This is a genomic window from Sinobaca sp. SA16-1, assembly GCF_059510515.1.
Map to the genome: position 1 here is coordinate 669,496 of NZ_JCAKFL010000001.1, position 20,549 is coordinate 690,044.

General features: G+C 46.5%; 16 protein-coding genes. 6 read left to right on the plus strand and 10 right to left on the minus strand.

Translation table 11 applies throughout. The features are described 5' to 3' along the window. Positions 1-115: 115 nt before the first annotated feature. On the plus strand, positions 116-472 hold the full coding sequence (locus AC5W2J_RS03285) for a winged helix-turn-helix transcriptional regulator (RefSeq protein ID WP_496058056.1): 357 nt from the start codon (positions 116-118) through the stop codon (positions 470-472). A 117-nt stretch (positions 473-589) separates the two neighbouring features. Here AC5W2J_RS03285 and AC5W2J_RS03290 read toward each other — a convergent pair whose 3' ends face one another. After that, positions 590-1,291 (minus strand): copper homeostasis protein CutC, encoded by a 702-nt coding sequence (locus AC5W2J_RS03290; RefSeq protein ID WP_496058057.1) that lies wholly within the window; start codon positions 1,289-1,291, stop codon positions 590-592. 126 nt (positions 1,292-1,417) lie between these two features. Here AC5W2J_RS03290 and AC5W2J_RS03295 point away from each other — a divergent pair, with 126 nt between their 5' ends. Further along, entirely contained in the window at positions 1,418-1,723 is a 306-nt protein-coding gene (locus AC5W2J_RS03295; RefSeq protein ID WP_496058058.1) for a hypothetical protein, read from the plus strand. Between the two features lie 72 nt (positions 1,724-1,795). Here the strand turns inward: AC5W2J_RS03295 and AC5W2J_RS03300 are convergent, their stop codons facing one another. The 8 genes from AC5W2J_RS03300 to AC5W2J_RS03335 form a co-directional block, all read right to left on the minus strand. Continuing rightward, positions 1,796-2,842 (minus strand): NAD(P)-dependent alcohol dehydrogenase, encoded by a 1,047-nt coding sequence (locus AC5W2J_RS03300; RefSeq protein WP_496058059.1) that lies wholly within the window; start codon positions 2,840-2,842, stop codon positions 1,796-1,798. Between the two features lie 180 nt (positions 2,843-3,022). After that, positions 3,023-3,253 carry a helix-turn-helix domain-containing protein gene (locus tag AC5W2J_RS03305; RefSeq protein WP_496058060.1) on the minus strand — a complete coding sequence of 77 codons (231 nt, stop codon included), beginning with the start codon at positions 3,251-3,253 and terminating at the stop codon, positions 3,023-3,025. Positions 3,254-3,270: 17 nt separating this feature from the next. Next, positions 3,271-4,512, minus strand: a complete 1,242-nt coding sequence (locus AC5W2J_RS03310) for a family 8 glycosyl hydrolase (RefSeq protein WP_496058061.1) — start codon at positions 4,510-4,512, stop codon at positions 3,271-3,273. Next, positions 4,512-7,808 carry a trifunctional glycoside hydrolase family 18/polysaccharide deacetylase/glycosyltransferase family 2 protein gene (locus AC5W2J_RS03315; RefSeq protein ID WP_496058062.1) on the minus strand — a complete coding sequence of 1,099 codons (3,297 nt, stop codon included), beginning with the start codon at positions 7,806-7,808 and terminating at the stop codon, positions 4,512-4,514. Before AC5W2J_RS03315 ends, AC5W2J_RS03310 begins: the two co-directional genes overlap by 1 nt. 249 nt (positions 7,809-8,057) lie before the next feature. Continuing rightward, positions 8,058-8,501 carry a DUF2188 domain-containing protein gene (locus AC5W2J_RS03320; RefSeq protein WP_496058063.1) on the minus strand — a complete coding sequence of 148 codons (444 nt, stop codon included), beginning with the start codon at positions 8,499-8,501 and terminating at the stop codon, positions 8,058-8,060. A 70-nt stretch (positions 8,502-8,571) separates the two neighbouring features. Further along, positions 8,572-10,029 (minus strand): CoA-acylating methylmalonate-semialdehyde dehydrogenase, encoded by a 1,458-nt coding sequence (locus AC5W2J_RS03325; RefSeq protein ID WP_496058064.1) that lies wholly within the window; start codon positions 10,027-10,029, stop codon positions 8,572-8,574. Positions 10,030-10,043: 14 nt separating this feature from the next. After that, positions 10,044-11,222, minus strand: a complete 1,179-nt coding sequence (locus tag AC5W2J_RS03330) for an iron-containing alcohol dehydrogenase (RefSeq protein WP_496058065.1) — start codon at positions 11,220-11,222, stop codon at positions 10,044-10,046. Positions 11,223-11,401: 179 nt separating this feature from the next. Beyond that, positions 11,402-13,141, minus strand: a complete 1,740-nt coding sequence (locus AC5W2J_RS03335) for a sigma-54 interaction domain-containing protein (protein ID WP_496058066.1) — start codon at positions 13,139-13,141, stop codon at positions 11,402-11,404. A 181-nt stretch (positions 13,142-13,322) separates the two neighbouring features. Between AC5W2J_RS03335 and AC5W2J_RS03340 the strand changes: the two genes are divergently transcribed. From AC5W2J_RS03340 to AC5W2J_RS03355, 4 genes are all read left to right on the plus strand, one after another. Further along, entirely contained in the window at positions 13,323-14,534 is a 1,212-nt protein-coding gene (locus AC5W2J_RS03340) for a threonine synthase (protein WP_496058067.1), read from the plus strand. An 83-nt stretch (positions 14,535-14,617) separates the two neighbouring features. Further along, positions 14,618-16,519, plus strand: a complete 1,902-nt coding sequence (locus AC5W2J_RS03345; RefSeq protein WP_496058068.1) for a BglG family transcription antiterminator — start codon at positions 14,618-14,620, stop codon at positions 16,517-16,519. Positions 16,520-16,626: 107 nt separating this feature from the next. Then, positions 16,627-18,558, plus strand: coding sequence for a fructose-specific PTS transporter subunit EIIC (locus AC5W2J_RS03350; RefSeq protein ID WP_496058069.1), 1,932 nt, complete (start codon positions 16,627-16,629; stop codon positions 18,556-18,558). A gap of 351 nt (positions 18,559-18,909) precedes the next feature. Further along, complete coding sequence (locus AC5W2J_RS03355; RefSeq protein WP_496058070.1) at positions 18,910-20,262, plus strand: alkaline phosphatase; 1,353 nt, start codon at positions 18,910-18,912, stop codon at positions 20,260-20,262. Positions 20,263-20,318: 56 nt separating this feature from the next. Here the strand turns inward: AC5W2J_RS03355 and AC5W2J_RS03360 are convergent, their stop codons facing one another. Then, positions 20,319-20,480, minus strand: coding sequence for a hypothetical protein (locus AC5W2J_RS03360; protein ID WP_496058071.1), 162 nt, complete (start codon positions 20,478-20,480; stop codon positions 20,319-20,321). Between the last annotated feature and the right edge of the window lie 69 nt (positions 20,481-20,549).

The following is a 20,549-nucleotide window of genomic DNA, read 5'->3' on the forward strand; positions in this document are numbered from 1 at the left end:
CTGCCGCCTTTCTATTTATGTTGTCTAATGCTATTATAATTAACACACAGCACATTAGTAAGTACGTACTTTAAAGTGCCATAGTATAAAAAAACATACCAAGGAGGAATAACTGATGGAAAAAAAACCGGAAAACTGCCGGGTGGATAATGCGCTTGAGATTATTGTGGGAAAATGGAAACCTATTATTCTTCTTCATCTCCTGCAGGAAGGCACTAAGCGCCACGGCGAACTGAAAAAAAACCTGCCTGATATTACCCAGAAAATGCTGACCAAACAGCTGCGCGAACTGGAAAAAGAAGACATTATCGAACGAAAAGTCTATTCACAGATTCCCCCAAAGGTAGAATACTCCATCACTGAATATGGCAGAAGCCTGGAGCCTATTCTCGATGCCATGCATGATTGGGGTATGAACCACTCTCTCCGCAAAAGCCAAAAAGAAATATTGCAGAGTGATAAAATCAGCTGATATGCATGATTTTTACTTACCTCTATGTTTTTTAATGGAATGATAAAACAGAAAATTATTTAACCCCTGGTGCCCACAATACCAGGGGTCTTTCATATATTATGGTAGTTTGATCTATTACATTAATAAGGCGAGAAACTTCTCTATGTTTGCTTCATGAAGTGGTCTCGCATAGTCGCTGTCAACCCGTGCGCCGGAGCCCACGTGGTATGCTTCTGCTCCGAGCTGTTGGTGAAGCTTTTCGATATTTGCTGTAGTAATGCCTGCACCCGGCATAATAGCAGGACCCTGCAGCTCCTGCTGGAGGGAGATCAGCCGCACGAGTGTTTCTACAGCATCGTTGGAAACGGCTGTCGCCTGTCCTCCAGAAGTCAAAATTCGTGTAACAGCGGGAAAATAACGAGCGATTTCGCGGTACCCTTCCTCTACATCTTTCAGCTCATCAAATGCCCGGTGAAAGGTGATTTCCATCGGACCGGCTTCACGGATCACTTGGTTCAGCACAGCATGATCCAACCTGGCGTCTGCCGTTAAGCAGCCAAATACAATTCCTGACACCCCGGACTCTTTCATTAGATGAAGATCTTCCGTGATTACTGCCAGGTCATTTGGTGAGTACTGAAACGAATAGCTGTGGGGACGCAGCATGGCTGCTACGGGAAGCGTTGTACGTTTAACCACCTGTTGAATCGCGCCAAAGCTCGGGGTCAGCCCGCCTTCTTTTATCGCACTGACCAGTTCCACCCGTCCCGCTCCATATGTCTCGGCCTGTTCTGCCTCTTCTGCATTCTGTACAATCACTTCCAGCTTTGCCGACATGTTTTTCCCTGCCTTTCCTCTGCTATACTAGCAGAAAGAACAAAATTACGTACCTCACGTTGTATCCCTATTGTACCTGCTCATTTCTATTTATGTCCCGCATTATAGAGAAAGGAGGAACAGCCAGTGAATATTCACTTTATTGCTTTTATCCATTCCGCTCATGAAACCCACCCAGGGGAAGTAATGACCAAAACCTATTCATCGTCTACTCGTCCTGTACAGGGAGATGTTATCAGTGATAACGGGTTCCACCCGAAGTTTCACAATGGCTATGAAGTCGTGAAAGTTACGCTGGATTATTCAACGAACGAATGCTGGGTCTCTTTAACACCACTTATGATTGAACTTCAGGACATACCAATAGAAGAGTACCTGCAGCACATGAAAAAACACGGCTGGCTGCCGGCCGATCACCATTTAATGGATTAACATGCAGCAACATATAACAAAAACCACCGTTTCCAAAAAGGGAAACAGTGGTTTTTACGTATAAGGTTCGATTTACGCTCCCATCGTGCTCACATCAATAACAAATCGGTACCGCACATCTGAAGCCAGTACTCTTTCATACGCCTCATCAATTTGATCAGCCGAAATCACTTCAATGTCCGAACCAATACCGTGCTTGGCACAGAAATCGAGCATTTCCTGTGTTTCCGGAATTCCGCCGATCATAGAGCCGGCGAACGAGCGGCGTCCGCCAAGCAGGGAAAAGACGTTGAGTGACAATGGTTCAGAAGGAGCTCCTACGTTTACAAGCGCTCCATCCACTGTTAATAGTGAGAGAAATGCATCTATATCAATTTTGGCGCTGACTGTATTAATAATCAGATCAAACGAACCGGCCAGCGTGTTAAATGTTTTTGCATCGCTGGTAGCGTAGTAGTGATCTGCCCCCATACGCAGTCCGTCTTCTTTTTTATTCATGGTCTGGGAGAGTACAGTGACCTCTGCTCCCATCGCACTGGCAATTTTTACTCCCATATGACCGAGTCCGCCAAGGCCGATCACTGCTACTTTTCTGCCGGGACCTGATCCCCAGCGGCTCAACGGAGAATAGGTGGTAATACCGGCGCAGAGAAGCGGAGCGGCAATATCCAGTTCTATGCCTTCCGGAATGTGCAGTACAAAATCTTCCGGTACGACAATATGAGTTGAATAGCCTCCATATGTACGCTCTCCGTACTTATCCACGTCCGCATACGTCATTGTGCATCCCTTCAGGCAGAACTGTTCTTCACCCTTTGTACAGTTCTCACATTCTCCGCAGGAATCCACCATACAGCCGATTCCTACGCGGTCGCCGGCGTTGTATTTCGTTGCATCTGCTCCTGTTTCCACCACAATTCCGGCAATTTCGTGTCCCGGTATAACCGGATATGTTTCTTCTTTCCAATCGCTGTGCGCACAGTGAATATCCGAGTGGCAGATTCCTGCATATTTAATTTCAATCAGAACGTCATGGGAATCAAGATCCCGGCGCTCCACCGTTATTGGCTGAAACGAATCTTTTGGGCCGGATACGCCTCTTGCATTTGCTTTTATCATTTAATAAAAAACCTCCATATATAGTCTATGAGCAGCTATCAATAAAGCGCTGTGAATACAGCAGAACGGTAACGTTATTCAATACCCTTTTCCTTCCGGCATCAACCACAGCGTTTTCTTTGTCAGGCTTCTTAAAAAACCTTATTCAATAAAAAAGCAGCACCCCAGGGCGCTGCTTTTTTAGTCGCATGTGCTTTTATCTTTCCAGGCTTCTTCATGAAGCAGATAGAGTACATCAATATTAAAGACGTCGGCTATTTTCTTCAGCACATTGATGGATGGATTTACTACTTTATTTTTTTCCAGATTGCTTAAATAAGATCTCGATAAGCCGGAATATTCGGCCAGGGCGGTAATCGTCAGCTCGTTTTTCTTTCGATAATGTTGGATTCGGTTTCCAATTCCAATCATAAGGCATTCCTTCTTCTTTATTTAATTTTATGATCCACAGTCAGCATAGATAGCAGCCGTACACTGTCATTGTAATAGTTCCGGTCCGAGTCTCCATATTCTATCGTCATTTTATCCCACAGCTGATTCAACCATCCCTGTTTCGACTCATCGACAGAAGCGCCGGCGGCAAGCGGTGCGGTGTATACCATATCCGCATGATCCGCCAGTGCCTCTCCTTCTAATGTATATCCCGCCTGAAGAGCTGAGGGGTTTCCATCAGCATAGGCTGCCGCCCATTCGTTTATCCGCTGCAGCTGTTCCCTTACTTTTCTATTTTCGGTTTTCTGATACGCTTCCGCCATTCTCCATGGAACTCTTGCTGCATTGTAGGAATAATCCCCATCGCTGTCTCGTTCCAGAAATTCGGGCGGCGCCGGTCTCCACTGTCCTTCTTCATACACGAGGAAATCGGGCAGGAGGCCCGTATCCGGGCTGTACTCGTTCTGCACGTCTTCTGTCGTGTCCACAATTGCTTTTTCCACGTCTTTCCACCTATTGTCTTCAGCAGCTTCCGCAAAAGCTGCAGCATGCCCGCCCATCCAATCGGACGTTCTCGTGGAATCACTGTAAACAGGATCATTGCCGCGTACCCAATCGCCGAGAAGCGGAAGATGCAGATCTTCATGTATTACGTCTTCCATCAGTTCATTAATGATCGTAATCGCTTCTTCCCGGTAATTAATCGCGCCGCTGCTCCCCCATGCTTCATCAGCGAGCAGAAGAGCGTAGGCGATATCCATATCCCCATCGGTTGCGGATCCGGTAATTTCTCCATTGTCGTTAATCATGGTGCCGTCTCCCTGATCCCGCTGCTTCCAGGCCATAAAGGCGCTGTTATTGGCGGAAGGATAATGTTTAAAATAATGATACATGCCGTCAAAATACGCTTTCGTCTCATCGGAGTAGGCCGCCATCTCTGCGGTAATCAACATTCCGTAGCCGTGGGCTTCCGATACGGTATTGCCCATTTCGTCATACGCCACATAATACATCGTTTCTTCTCCGCCTGAAGCGGTTCTCACATACGTGTCTGTCCAATCGCTGTACGCGTCGAGAATATCCTGGTCGATCTGCTCTTCCGGCATATGATCCGGTTTAATCAGCGGCTCCTCCTGGGCTCTCTCGCAGGCAAGGATAAACAGGCTGAGCGCAGATACAACTGTGAGCATGCATACTTTTTTTACTTTTTGTATCATCACATCTTCACCCATTCTCATTAAGCTCCACGCTTTGGCTGTATGGTGGATACTGAGTTCACATTACCTGTGCGTTTCAGTTTGTTCCATCCCATTACTCCTCCACGGATGGCGAATACAAAGGATTTCCAGACAACATATGTGAAAAATTGTCTATATACCAGGCGTTGAATAAACACGGTAACCAATGGTTTTTTGCTTTCATTTTCCAGTTTAAAGGCGTACACCGAAACAAGTGTATCCACCAGTAAGAACCCGGCATAAAAATACAGTACGCGCATCGAACCGGATGCCAGTCCCAATAGAAGAATCAAGTCGATAAGCGGTGCAGAAGCAATCAATACATACTGAAACAGCATATTTGGTGCTGCAATAAAGGTCAGCTTCTTGTTTTTCCCGTCTATCATGGCACGTTTATGCTTCCAGAAACATTGAAGAATGCCGTACGTCCAGCGGTAGCGCTGCTTTACAAAGCTTCTCACATCTTCCGGTGCTTCTGTGTAAGCGACAGCGTCTACTTCACTTTTAATCAAGTATCCTTTGCGCAGCAGCTTCAATGTAATATCTGTATCTTCGGCAAGCGTATCTTCTTCAAAATATTTTACTTCCTGCAGGGCTGTGTTTCTCCAGGCCCCGACGGCGCCGGGAACAACAGTGATACATTCCAATTCATCGAATGCCCGTTTTTCCAGATTAAATCCGGTAACATATTCAATATGCTGCCACCACGTCAGCAGGTTTTTCCGGTTGCCAATCTTTACGTTGCCTGACACCGCCCCTACTCGGTCATCCGAGAAGTGCCGGATAAGATTTGTGATCGTGTGTTCATCAATCGTCGTATCTGCATCCAGAGTAACAGTAATTTCTCCATGCACCTCTTTAAAGCCAAGGTTCAGCGCAGAGGACTTGCCTCCGTTTGGCTTTTTAATTAAGCGCACGTTGGAATAACTGCCAAACTCCTCTTCCATTACTCTGCTTGTGCCGTCTTTGGATCCATCATCTACGACAACGATGTCTAAGTTAGGATAGCGGCTTTTCAAGATAGAACGAATTGTTTTCGCAATAACGGTTTCTTCATTATACGCTGCGATCAGCACACTCACTAAAGGCTGGTATGAGTCATCGAATTCTCTTTTTCTGCGTTTCTGTTTCCAGCTGAAATAAATCAGGACGATCAGGCGCAGTACACCAACCGCTATCAGCCCATAAATAAAGTAGGTCACGCCCTGGGTGATACTGGAGACGGTAATCGAACCACGGCTGAAAAATGGGCTGATCGCGGCTTCTGTTTCGGATACTTCCGGCATAACTTCATCTCTGGACATGCCGATTAATTCAGCAGACGGTACAATCTCATAGCCTTCTTCTTCCAGCCATTCAATAATCTTTGGCAGAGCTTCAATCGTTGGCGTCCGGTCCCCCCCCGCATCGTGGAGAAGAATAATATTGCCATCTTCCGCCCGCTCTGTTACTTCTTTTACAATTTGATCGCTCGTCTTCTCTCCTTCCCAGTCTCTGGGGTCGATAAGAGATCCCATCAGCATGTAGTCCAGATCCTGCGCATGTGAAATTTTCTCCATTGTCTCTTTTGCCGGTACATTGCTTCCTTCATCGTTTGTAGACAAGAAAGGCGGACGGAACAATACAGTAGAGCGGCCTGTAATTCCCTGAATAATGCGCTGAGTGGAATTTAATTCAAAATCAAATTCCCTGGTTGAACTTTTTTGAATATCTTTATGACTGTACGTATGATTTCCAATTTCATGGCCTTCTCTATAAATTCTTTCCACAAACTCCGGGTAGCTCGAAGCGTTCTGGCCGAGGACGAAGAAAGTAGCCGGTGCTTCATGCTCACTTAAAATATCCAGAATCTGTCCAGTGTACTTTGGGTCCGGTCCATCATCGAAAGAAATCGCGATTTTCTTCTCTGACTGCCCATATCGTTCGATATGATAAGGCGTCGAGTATTCCAGATACTCCTGTCCTGTGATCACATCGTTCGTTACTTCCAGCCTCCGCTCCCCGTCCTGTTCGTCGGTGGTTACTTGAAACACATCGCCTGCGCCGCCATCGGTAATTGGAACAATATTAGGAATTTCTGCGATCGCTTCAGGATCTGCTCCGTTTTCGAACAAGCTCCAGATCGATGAGTCTTCCGATCCGATATTCCATACGCCGATGGAATGAACATTATTGGATTTGGCAATCATCATTTGATTATAAAAGGTCGTTGCGTCCAAAAAGCTGATGAGGTGTTCGTTGTCTCCTTCTTTATAACGAACATAGGGAGTAAAATTTTTTTCGTCCCACTGAACCTCCAGATTTTGGTTGCTGGCCTGCTGCATGATTTCCGGAAAACTCATTGTTTTTGCAGAGGTATCCTGTGACACGTTCCAATTATAGCCGAAGTTGGCAAGCGACAGCACCAGTTTTTCTTCCGGCCCGTCATACTGCTCAAATAAGTCTTTCGTCCATTCAAAGGAAGCGATGGGAGAACCGGACTTGCTGTTCTCATTATTCTCGTCATACGCCTGGACAACCAGATGATCCGCATAGTCTGCTAATACTTCCGTGTCAAATGTATCATCTTCCACACGAGTATTCAGCGCTACGGTGAGACCCGAATCATGAAAAGTAGTATACAGCTTTTTAGAAAAATCTTCAAATTTCCGGGCGTCTTCGTATTCGATGTATGTAAGATTCATATGAATCCCATCGTATCCGCCGTCCTGTACCATGTCATACAATTCGTTGATCACTTGGGTTTGTTTTTTGGGATCATCCATAAGCTCATCCATTGTTTCCTCTGTGCCTTCATAGGTTAAGGAAATATCGGGAAGGATTTTCACTCCTGCTTCCCTTGCGGAAGCATCTACTTCGGTATCGGCATTTTTTTCGATAGTAAAATCTTTCGTTAATGTAAACCAGTCAGGTACGAGTGTATCAACCGCATCAATGTTTCGCTCCAGGGAAAGCTTGTGCTGTGCTTCTCCATGAAAATCCTGCTGATAAAAAGCAAATACATCTGTTTTCTGTGATTTCTGTCCGGCCGTTAATTCCAATTGGCCGGTCTTCTCTGTATCGGTTGATGCAGCATCTTCTCCTTGAGCAAACGGAGTTAAAATAGGTTCAATATTATGGGTGCTGACATCCACTCCGGCCATGTTTGGTGCCTCCACCAGGGCGCGGAGCATCACTCCCGCTATAACAGCCAGTGCTATAATAGATAACAGGAAAGTGTACTTGGATACCTTCCACCTTTTTCCTGATTCTTCTAGAAAGATAAATTTTTTCGGTTCGTTTTTACGTCGTTTCAATCCGCTCACCCCTAATATTCGTTATATGATTTACTTTTTGTATCATATAACGAACAAGCAGAAACGTAAATTCCACTGTAGGCTAAATTTCGGATTTATCCCCCTCTTTTCTCTCTTTCTCTCTTAAATACTCCTAATATATAACTATTTGATCTTTATAACGAACAAAATATTCAATATAGACTAATTTGATCATCTATAAAAAAGGCCTTTCCTGCAATCGCAGAAAAGGCCTGGCAGTTCAATATTCTAATAGGAATAACGTGTTTCAATGCTGCCATCTTTTTTATAAATCACAGCTTCTGTTCTCTGTTTTTCAGCGATTTCTTTCGCTCGTTTCACTGCATCGTTCTTATTATCGTACACCGCTGCAGGCTTTTTTGCGTCTTTCGAACGAACGGCCCAGCCGTTTTCGTGGGCTTCCACCAGCTCGGCCTTCTCCATAAGTTCCGGTCGGCTGCCGTGTTCACTGCCAGCCCCGGGTGTGACCCGTTCGTTCTCCATGTACTCCTCTATTTCCTGTTTATCTGCGCCATTGTACCATTTTTCCGCCTGCTTGGTGGCAATAGGAATCGCTTTTCCTTCATCATAGCCTTCATCGAGCATGGCGTTGGCAATATCAATAGCCTTTTTGCGCACCGGCTTTTCCAGATTTTTTAAGGATGAGGGGTAGTCGTTCATGTTCCAGGGCATCGGTAAAACCTCCCGTTATGAAGTTACTCTACCTCTTTATAACCCTTTTATCGTTTCTTAAAACGACTTCCTACCATCTGGATGTAAGCATTTTACGTCTTGTATAAAACTCCACGCCGTCTTTTCCATTCGCATGCAGGTCGCCGTAGAACGAATTTTTCCAGCCGGAAAATGGAAAGAATGCCATCGGAGCCGGTACGTTAACGTTAACACCGAGCATACCTACTTCAATATCCTCCCGGAACTGGCGGGTCGCATGTCCGCTTGAAGTATACAGCACGGCACCGTTGCCGAAATCGGACTGGTTGGTAACTTCAATTGCTTCGGTGAGATCCTTTACGCGCACGATGGATAATACCGGTGCGAATATTTCTTTTTTCCAAATATCCATAGAAGTGGTTACTTGATCGAACACAGTGGCTCCCAGAAAATAACCTTTGTCCATTCCTTTCGCATCTTCTCTTCCATCCCGGTACAACGAAGCGCCTTCTCCCTGTCCACTTTCAATAAAGGAGTGTACTTTATCGAGGTGGGATTGGCGGATAACCGGACCGAGGTTTACCTGCTGGTCCATGCCGTCACCCAGCACAAGCTGATCTGCCGCGTCTTTCAGATTCTCCAGGAATGTGTCGGCAATGTCTTCGGTAACGACAACAACCGATGTTGCCATGCAGCGTTGTCCGGCACTGCCGAAGGCTCCGCCGATGATACCCTGAATCGTTTTATCCATGTCGCAGTCTGCTAATACGATCGCGTGGTTTTTTGCTCCTGCCAGTGCCTGTACTCTTTTCCCGTGCTGAGCTGCCGTTTTATAAATGTACTCGGCTACAGGCTGGGACCCTACGAAACTAATTGCGGATACGTCTTCATGCTCCAACAGGCCGTTTACGACGTCATGGGCTCCGTGTACAATATTAAGCACGCCGTCCGGCAGTCCGGCTTCGGCAAAGAGTTCAACCAGTTTTTCTGCAAGCATTGGGGTACGCTCGGATGGTTTTAGTACAAACGTATTTCCGCAGGCAATGGCCAGCGGGAACATCCAGCATGGGACCATCATTGGAAAGTTAAACGGTGTAATGCCGCCAACTACTCCGACCGGATACCGGTACATGCTTGATTCAATATTCGTCGCAATGTCCGGCAGCGAATCTCCCATCATAAGTGTTGGGGCGCCGGCAGCAAATTCGACGCATTCAATTCCACGCTGCACTTCTCCATAAGCATCGTTGTAGCATTTTCCATTTTCAAGCGTGATGATTTCAGCCAGTTCGTCATAATTATCCATCAGCAGCTGCTGGTATTTAAACAGAATACGTGCTCTTCTTGGTACCGGTGTTTTCTTCCACGTTTGAAATGCTTTTTGCGCTGACGCTACTGCCTGGTCGACTTCTGCTTTAGAAGAAAGTGGCACATGAGCCAGTTCCTCTTCCGTAGCTGGGTTTGGGACGATTTCCGTTTGGCCGGAAGTAGATTCTGTCCATTCGCCTCCGATAAAATTTTTCAATGTTCTTGCTGTTTGTACTGTCATATTATTCGCTCCTCTTAATTAGTATATTCGTACACGTAGGCTTTTTCATATAAAGCAATAATGTCTTTTTCTGAAGGAACAATCGGATTGTTGCCGGGACTTCCGCTTTCCAGAGCATCAGCGGCCATCTTTTTAAGCACCTCGTTATACGCTCCTTCTTCAATGCCCCAGCCTTTCATGTTCGGAATCTCCAGCTTTTGGCATAATTCCAGCACTTTTTTGACGAATCGGTCGGCGGCTTCCTCTTGCGGAAGACCTGCCCATTCCGGATAAATAAATGCTGCCAGTTCACTCAGCCTGGATTGGCAGGATTCACTGCTGTACTCCAAAATGACAGGAAGCAGCATCGCATTGGAAATACCGTGCGGCACATGGAACATAGCGCCTATCGGCCTGGACATGCCATGTACAAGGCATACAGAGGCGTTTGAGAAAGCCATGCCTCCCTGCATCGCTCCGAGCGCCATCTGCTCTGCGGCATGCGTATCGTCTTTATCCTCATAGCTTTGAAGAATGTTATGCATAATCAGTTTGGCTGAAGAAAGCGCCAGCTGATCAGAGAACACGTGCGCTTTTTTGGAAATGTACGCCTCTATAGAGTGGGTCAGCGCATCCATGCCGGTTGCTGCTTTAATTGATTTCGGCGAGCTCATCGACAACTCGGAATCAATAATCGCAGCTTTTGGCATAAAGGCCGGCTGCTTAATCATCATTTTCACGCCGTCTGTCGTATTAGTAATGACCGTCACATCTGTTGCTTCCGATCCTGTGCCCGCAGTCGTGGGAACAGCGATCAACGGAAGACCTTTATGTGCTGCCGTTTTTTTATTGTTCATATAGTCTTTGATAGCGCCTTCATTAACAGCCAGCACCGCTACTGCTTTTGCGGTATCGATGCAGCTGCCGCCGCCGAGGGCAACAATTACATCTGCGTTCTCCTCCTTGACCATTTCGAGGGCTTTTTCTACGTACTTGTCAGTGGGTTCTGTTTCAATATCCAGAAAAGCTGCAGTATGAAGGCCGCTCTCTTGAAGAGCCTTTTCACACGTTTCCAGATAACCGAGTTTCTTCATCATGTTATCGCTTACAATCAATACCCGGCTTCCTTCTTTTTTCGCTTCTTCCCCTATGTTACTCAGGCTTCCGGGACCGTACACAATTCTTTCAGGAAAATTCATCGTACTTACTTTCATTTTTAGTCCTCCCTTCGTTCTGCCCTATACCATTGCAAAGATCGTGCCAAAACGAACGAAAAATCCTTTTTCCCCTTCCAGCCAGGGCCTGGAGCTTTTCTTTTTTTAAAACGCTTACATTATTGCATAAATCATAACGAAAAAAGTGTAGATATCAGTCTACACTTTTCTCGTTTATCCTACACTTTTTCTTCTATTTGGAAATCTTTAATCTTCTTGTACAAGGTCGTGCGGTGAATACCCAGGTCCTGGGCAGCTTTTGATTTGTTGCCTTCGTGCTTTTCGAGCGCCTGAATAATAACCTGCTTTTCCTGCTTGTGCTGCTCGGATTTTAAGGAATGATTATCTTCTGTATCGCCGGCTTCTCCGCTCAGTTTAGAGCTGACAATAGCTGGAAGGTCTTTGAGGGAAATATTTTTTCCATCCACGAGCGTCACAAGCTGTTCGGTAACGTTCATCAGTTCGCGGATATTTCCAGGCCAGTTATAAGCCATAAAGGCTTCCAGCGCTTCCGGGTCCATTTGTTTTACTTCCATATTGTTTTCCTTACTGAAACGCTGCATGTAATGGCTGAACAACAGCGGAATATCTTTCGGACGCTGGCGGAGAGGCGCTACATCAACAGGAATTACATGCAGGCGGTAGTATAAGTCTTCCCGGAACGTACCTTCTTTTACCCGCTTCTCCAGATTCGCGTTAGTAGCGGCGATTACTTTTACATTCAAAGGAATCTGTGCCAGGCCTCCTACTTTTGTGACAGCCCGTTCTTCCAGTACCCGCAGAATTTTTGCCTGCATCGGCAGGGACATGTTGCCAATTTCATCCAAGAACAGCGTTCCGTTGTGGGCGGCTTCAAATTTACCGACGTGGCCTTCTTTTTTAGCACCTGTAAATGCTCCTTCTTCGTAGCCAAAAAGTTCTGATTCCAGCAGATGCTCCGGAATAGCTGCGCAGTTCACGCTGATAAAACCGCCTTTTCTGCCGCTCGTCAAATGAATCGCCTGGGCGAACAGTTCTTTTCCCGTGCCGCTTTCTCCGGTAATTAATACAGTCGCATTGGTTCGGGCGGATTTGCGGGCAATGCTTTTGCTTTCTTTGATCGCACGGCTTTCTCCTATAATATCTTCAAACCGATGAAGATGCGACTGCCCTCTCGTCTGTCCGTCTTCGCTCTCAAACGGTGCTTCCACATTCATGTCGGCCGCGTTTCCGAGAATCCGGTACAGTTCACTGACTCCTTCAAAAATAAGCATGCCGACCGCACCGGCTATTTCGCCGTCCTCCCAGATCGGAAGGCGGTGTACGACCATTTTTTGGCCTTGAATCATTTGAATTTCGCCCTTTTCCGGTATGCCTGTACGCACTACTTCATGCAGCCGCGTATTTTCAATAATATCTTCTGCCGGCCGGCCGGAAACGTCTTCATCCGGGTCGATGCCAAGAAAGCTTCGGTACGCCTGGTTCATTTGTTTCAGGCGGCCTTCCTTATCCACAACAGCGATGCCTTCATAGGCACTTTCCAGAATAACCTGGGCTACGTTCCGCTGCTGAATCAAATTGCCATATTCCGCTTCAAACCAGGCGGCCGTCGTAATAATACGGCGGGCCTGTCCTTTTTTGTTAACCACGACAGCCGGCAGGTGTTCTGCCTGCAGAGCTGACGTTTCGTCTTCCTGAACGGTATACGCTTCTTCCAGCCAGCCTTTTTTTATTTTTTTATCCAGGCCTTTTTCTTTTTCCAGATAGCTGTATAGTTTTTGTTCGTTAACCCAGCCCACAGGCTTTCCTTTTTCATCCACACATAAAACCGGGTCGCTGCTGTTTTCTGCTTTCTGCTTCAATATATCCGTCACTTTTGCTTCTTCCATCATCACAAAAGAAAAATTGTGTTCTTTTTTCGACTCTTTTACTTTTCCCATTTTTTTGACCACCTCTTTTTAGTTAACTTCTATCCGTCTCTTGTTGTTTTTTTCTACATCATTATAGTGTATGTACCCCGTTTATTGTTTTTATAAAACGAATACGTTTCACGTGAAACGTTAAAGAGCGTTTTCATGTTAAACTATACTTACCTACATTTGCCATTAAAGGAGGATTCTTTTGCCAGCCTATAGCTATGTTTCCCACTTATACTGTCCTAAATGCAGCAACACTTATTCTATTGATGAACCTCAAAACCTTTGTGTCTGCGGCTCTCCGCTTCTTACAGCCTATGACCTCGATTCGCTCAATGTGCAGTACCAGAAAGCAAGCCTGAGAGATCGGGCTCCCACTTTATGGCGCTACCATGAGCTGCTCCCAGTAAAAAAAGAAGAAAATATTGTTTCTCTGGGAGAAGGAATGACCCCTATTCTTCCAATGACGAAATTGGCAAAAGAATTGGATGTTAAGCACTTGGCTATGAAAGATGAAGGATTAACCCCAACCGGCTCCTTTAAGTCCCGCGGAGCCGCAGTCGGAGTATCCAAAGCAAAGGAACTCGGCATCAAAGAGATTGCGATGCCTACAAATGGTAATGCAGGGGCTGCCTGGGCGCTTTACGCCGCAAGAGCTTCTATTGCTTCCCACATCGTCATGCCGGTTGATGCACCCATCGTTACGAGAAAAGAATGTGCTGCCGCCGGGGCAGATCTTCATTTAGTAAACGGACTGATCAGTGACGCCGGCCAAATTGTCGCCCGATCCGTAGAAAAATACGGCTGGTTTGACGTCTCTACGCTTAAAGAACCGTACCGGATCGAAGGCAAAAAAACGATGGGCTTTGAAATTGCAGAACAACTGCAGTGGAAGCTGCCTGATGTGATTTTATACCCAACCGGAGGCGGCGTCGGCTTAATTGGGATTTATAAAGCCTTTAAAGAGCTGATGGAGCTTGGCTGGATATTGTCTTCAAAAATGCCGAGACTCGTAGCCGTGCAGGCAGAAGAATGCGCCCCTATTGTCGAGGCGTATAAGCAGGGCAAAACGTCTTCTGAGTTCTGGCCCGAATCCAAGACCGCGGCTTTTGGTATTAATGTACCAAAAGCACTTGGAGACTTTCTCGTATTGGAGGCTATTTATGAGACGGACGGCTGTGCTGTTGCTATCGATGATCCCCGTATTTTAAAAGAACAGCGCCATGTGACCCGGACCGAGGGTACCTTTATCTGCCCGGAAGGGGCCGCCCTGTTCGCAGCAGTTCGGGAACTGAGGGAAGATCGCTGGATCAAGCCTAATGACTCTGTTTTGTGCTTAAATACCGGCATGGGCATTAAATATCCTGAGACAGTTGAAGCAAATGCTCCTGTACTCAAACCCGGCGATACGATATAAAGCCCTCCTTTTCATAAAAAAACTGTCTTGAACGGTAAAGACGGTTTTTTTCCATACCATTAAATAAGAAGGTGAAGAAAACCATGACAGGCCGGCAGCGGAAAATCACTGCATATTTGTACAATCAGCAGAGTTACGTATCGATTCAAAGCGTTGCTGATCTTATCGGATGCTCCGAAAAAACAGTCCGCACAGAGCTAAAGGCCATTCACCAGTATATTGAAGCTCATCAGTGGGGAAGCCTGATCCGCAGGCCGAGCCGGGGCATACGCTTTATTCCTTCCGAGGAAAACCAGCCCCGAATCAAACACCTGCTTTTTTCTATGGAAAAAAAGGAACAGCCCGCTTCCCGGGAAGATCAGATTTTCCTTCTTCTGCGCCTGCTGCTCGATACGAAAAAGGAATGGACCCTTAAGCAGCTTGGTGAAGAAATGTATGAAAGCCAATCTGCGATAAAGGAATTATTAAAAGAATGCAGCAAATATCTGCAGAACTACCATCTTTCTGTCCAGCTCAAGCCGAACGTCGGCGTGTCCATAACGGGTCCGGAAACAGGACGCAGGGCGGCCATTGCGGAGCTGGTCCGCCGCTCTTTAGGAAAAAACCAGCCTGTAAAAGAATGGTTCTCCCCTTTTGACTGGGAAGCAGTAAACAAAATGATTAAAGGACTCGAACACCATTTTTCTTTTTCCTATACTTCACTATCCCGGGAAACGTTAATCATTCATGTACTGCTTGCTGTGAAACGACTCATGTGGAAACGCGGCGTTGCCTATCCGTCAGATTCGCTCGATTTGAACAGAATAGAAGGAAAAAAAGCGGCCCGGCTTGCTAAAGAGCTGGAGGCCTACTTTCAAATGGCCTGGCCCGCGGCCGAAGTGTATTATCTATCTATTCATCTTCGCAGCGCCAGGTTGGAAACCTCTTCTGAAGAACACTCCAATGTTTTTGAACAGCTTCAGGTAGATCCGGAAACGATACGTTTTACTCATCGTTTAATTGAAGCGGTAACTGCTGTCACCGGCCACCCCTACAACAAAGACAGCAGTCTTTTCCGTGATACAGCAGCCCACCTTCACAGCAGCACAGCCAGAATCGACCATCAGTTCAGCCACCATAACCCGATGGCTTCCGAAATAAGAATAATGTACCCTTATTTGTTCGAAATGATTATAGAAGCGCTTGCCGATTTAGAACCAGCGAAAGAATGGCCGCTTGAAGAAGTAGCCTATTTGACTATTCACTTTCAGGTTTCTCTGGAGCGCTCCAAAAAAGCTTCAGCCGACTATATGCGGGTCCTGCTTGCCTGTCCTATGGGGATCGGCATGTCCCGTCTCCTGCAGACAAAACTGGAAAGAAAGTTCCACTCCCTTCAAACAGAAGACTGCGTCGCCGTAAAAGAAGCCGAACAATTCGATAAAACGAGGATCGACATGATCATTTCCACTGTCCCGCTTCAACGAACAGATATACCGGTCGTTGTAGTCTCTCCTTTTTTAAAAGAAGAGGAGCAGCAGCAGATACGAAGAATGATGCATAGGTTAAAAGAAAAAAGCCAGAACATCCTGCAGGAGCTGATTTCCACTCCAGACCATATCCATTTTCCCAGGGAGCGGGATCCGATCAAAGTCATTACATACTTAGCGGAATTTCTCGACGAAACCGAGAAAGTGACGCCTTCTTTTGTAGAAAGTACTATTGAACGGGAGCGCAGGTCGTCAACGTTTATCGGTGGCGGCATTGCCATCCCCCATGGAGACCCTTCCTGTATCAAAGTTCCTTCCATCGCCGTTGGGATTTTTCCGGAACCGATCGACTGGAACGGTTCTTCCACCGCCATCGTTCTGCTTTTGGCGGCTGATCTACAGGAAGGCGGGAAAGTAAAAAGGCTGTTCGAAGAAATATCAAAGCTCTCTGACTCTCCTGACCGGGTAGCTCACATAAAAAGCCTGTCTGAGAAAGAAGCGGTATTTACTCTGTTTTAATAATTAATGCCGTTTTACCGTATCTTCCGGAAAGATAACGCTTTCATTATTTCTTTCTTTTTTGTCTATACTGAATATAGAAAGAAAAGAGGAAAGGATGAGGCAGCATGAAAAAAATTGTCGCTATTACTGCATGCCCTGTAGGGATCGCCCATACGTACATGGCAGCTGAGAACTTACAAAAGGCCGCCGCTCAGCTCGGAGTGGAGATCAAAGTAGAAACCCAGGGGTCAGTCGGAGCGGAAAATATCCTGACAGACGAAGACATAAGGGATGCAGAAGGCGTTATATTTGCAGCCGATAAAAATGTCGACAAATCCAGATTTCATGGAAAACAAATTGTAGAGACGGGCGTTCAGGACGGCATCCATAAGCCGGAGCAGCTCATTCAAAACATATTGGACGGAAAAGGGGAAATGCTTTCCGGATCTGTAGAACGGCAGGATGAAACGAAGAAAAAAGAAAACCCTATTTACAGGCATCTGATGAACGGCGTTTCCTTTATGATTCCTTTCATTGTAGTCGGTGGACTGTTGATTGCGATTTCCTTATCTCTTGGAGGAGTACCGTCAGCGGAAGGCTTAATCATTCCAGAGGATTCAATCTGGAGCACTATTGAAGCAATTGGTGCCGGTTCGTTTGCATTCATGATCCCTATTCTCGCCGGCTTTATCGCAATGAGCATAGCTGACCGTCCGGGCCTTGCGCCGGGGATGATCGGCGGCTACATTGCGGCAAACGGCAGCTTTTACGGCAGTGAAGCCGCTGCCGGGTTTATCGGCGGAATTATCGCCGGTTTTCTGGCCGGTTACGTAGCATTATGGATTAAAAAATGGAAAGTCCCACGGGCCTTGCAGCCTATTATGCCTATTATTATTATTCCAGTATTAGCATCTCTTATCGTCGGTCTTTCTTTTTCCTTTTTGATCGGCGCACCAGTAGCCGCTATTTTTGAGAGCCTGACTACTTGGCTTGCAGGTATGGAAGGAACGAGCACCGTGCTGCTTGCCTTGATTTTAGGGGCGATGATCTCCTTTGATATGGGAGGCCCTGTAAATAAAGTAGCTTTTCTATTCGGTGCCGCAATGATTACCGAGGGCAACTTCGCTATTATGGGAGCCGTTGCTGCGGCCATCGCTGTCCCTCCTATCGGCCTTGGTATTGCGACCTTTATGAACAAGAAGAAATTCGAACAGCCGGAGATTGAAGCAGGAAAAGCTTCCTTTACGATGGGACTTTTCGGCATCACAGAAGGCGCTATTCCTTTTGCTGCCAAAGATCCGCTGCGCGTTATTCCAAGCATCATGATCGGCTCGATGGCAGCTGCAGTCATTGCCATGCAGAGCGGCGTCGGCGATCAGGTGGCCCACGGCGGGCCGATCGTCGGTGTTCTCGGAGCTGTAACGAATGTAACGATGTTTTTTATCGCCATTCTGGTTGGTTCCCTTATTACCGCCTTTATTGTCAATCTAATTAAACGTGATGTGACCGCGGCGGCGGTTCCGGCCGGCGGCGCAGAAGAGCCTCTTGTACAAAGCGAAGCTGCTTCTGCCCGTCAGGCTACCGACGAACAGGAAACAACATTTAATAAGCTGACGGATCTTGTTTCCAAAGATCTGATTATTCCCAACTTGACCGCAGATTCCCGGGAAGATGTGATGGATGAAATGATCCGGACGCTTTCCGGCAGCAATGTACTAACCAACAACAGCGCATTTAAGCAGGTCATTCTGGAGCGGGAAGCTCAGGGGTCTACAGGCCTTGGCATGAATGTGGCGATTCCTCACGGTAAAGCCGATGTCGTGACAAAGCCGGCGGTCGCTTTCGGCATTCACCGGCAGGGGGTTGATTGGAACAGCCTGGACGGTACGCAGGCGAAATTGATATTTATGATTGCGGTACCGCAGGAACGGGCCGGCGACGATCATTTACGCATTCTGCAGATGCTTTCCAGAAAGCTGATGGACGAAGATTTCCGGGAACAATTAATTCAGGCGGAAAACAAGCAGCAGATTTATCAGCTGCTTGATGAAATATAAAGTTGGAAAGCATGCCCGGCCGGGGCATGCTTTTTTTCTATATTCGCATAATATAAATGATATTTTCTTTACCTGGAATTAACAATTTTTACATTGCCAGCACGTCAAAAGTACCTGTTTTATCTTTCGCAATTTTCCAATAAATAGAGTCCTTTATATGGTTTCCCCTTCATAATGCCGCATATTTATGTAGAAATTCTTATAAAAATAACTTTTTTACATGCTATAAGCACTTAAAGTAGAATAGTCCCCTCCCCTTCTGTCTGTCTTTAAATCAGCTTTATACTTCCTTAACAACTATTCTTTATAGTTAAAAGTGTAAAACATAATCAGAAAAGGGGTCAGTAAAACATGAAATCTATTCCCAACAGACTTAAAAGCGTTGCCGCACTTGGACTTGGAACGTCGATTATTCTTTCCTCCGGAACAGGAGCCTATGCCAGCATCCCTGATGACAATGGAAAAGCCCCGGAACATTCCCAGAAAGAAAAACAGGAAGAAGTAGAAAACATCATTTACATGATCCCGGATGGTTTTGACGCTGCGTACGCTACAAATTACCGTAATTATAAAGGTGAAGAAACACCGGTGTGGGATGAATTTCTTACCGGCATGATGAAAACAGATTCAGCAGATAACCTTGTAACCGATTCTGCTGCAGCCGGTACGGCAATGGCCCGCGGAGTCAAAACGGAAAACGGCATGATCGGCATGACACCGGAAGGCGACTCTCCGGACAGTATTCTTGAGAAATCAGGAAACGCCGGCAAATCCACCGGTCTTGTCGCAACGTCCACAATTACACATGCTACTCCGGCTGTCTTTGGTGCAAGTGTAGAAGACCGCAACAATGAAGCCGCTATTGCCCCACAGCTGCTTGAAAATGTAGACGTCCTGATGGGCGGCGGCCGCAATATGTTCCTGCCTGAATCAGAAGGCGGCGAGCAGGAGCAGGAAAATCTTATAGAGCAAGCACAGGCAGATGGATTTACGTATACCGAAAGCCTGGATGAGATCCAAGCCTCTGAAGAGGAAAAAATTCTCGGCCTCTTTCATGATGAAGCATTATCCCCGGAGCTAGACCGTCCGGAAGATCAGCCAAGCCTTTCTGAAATGACCACATCCTCGATCCAGTCACTGGAGCAGGATGAAGATGGATTTTTCCTAATGGTGGAAGGCAGCCAGATTGACTGGGCCGGCCATGCACACGATGCTGCCTGGGCGATGACTGACACGGAAGCGTTTGAAATGGCCGTGCAGGAAGCTGTAGATTACGCTGAAGAAGAAGGCAACACACTGGTAGTTGTAGCCGGTGATCACGAAACAGGCGGCATGAGCGTTGGCGGCTATGATGAATACATGTCTAAGCCGGATGTCCTTCGTGACGTGACTGCTACAGGAGATAAAATGGCAGCAGAGCTTAATGAGGATGCTTCCAATGCAGCTGACGTCGTTTCTACGTTTGCCGGTATTGATATTACCGACGAAGAAGCAGAACGCATTCAAAACGCCGGCGATGAAGAAGCACGTGCGCTTGAAATCAACTCTATTGTGAGCGAATATTCTTATGTCGGCTGGACGACTTCCCAGCATACCGGAACTGATGTGCCAGTATACGCATACGGTGCCGGATCTGAAGAATTTACCGGGTTAATGGACAATACAGAGCTCCCTGAGAAAATGAGCGAGCTTATCGGTCAATAATTCAGATACAGCCAAAAACCCCGCATTCGCCTTTTTTAGAGGCAGATGCGGGGTTTTTACATCGTAATAAGAACACTTAAAGCCAGCGATGCTCCTGCCGAAAAGCTGAGCCAGTGGCCGAGAGAAAAAGGCTTTTCCCGGAACAACAGCAGTTTGGCTGTACCGAGTCCCATCAGCAGCAGTAAAAACAAAGTTAAAAAAACGGCTAAAAACAGCATAGCGTTCTCCTCTCTTCACTGGTCCGGTTTCCAATATTAGAATCCGGTCCTCTTCTGTCTTATACTGTA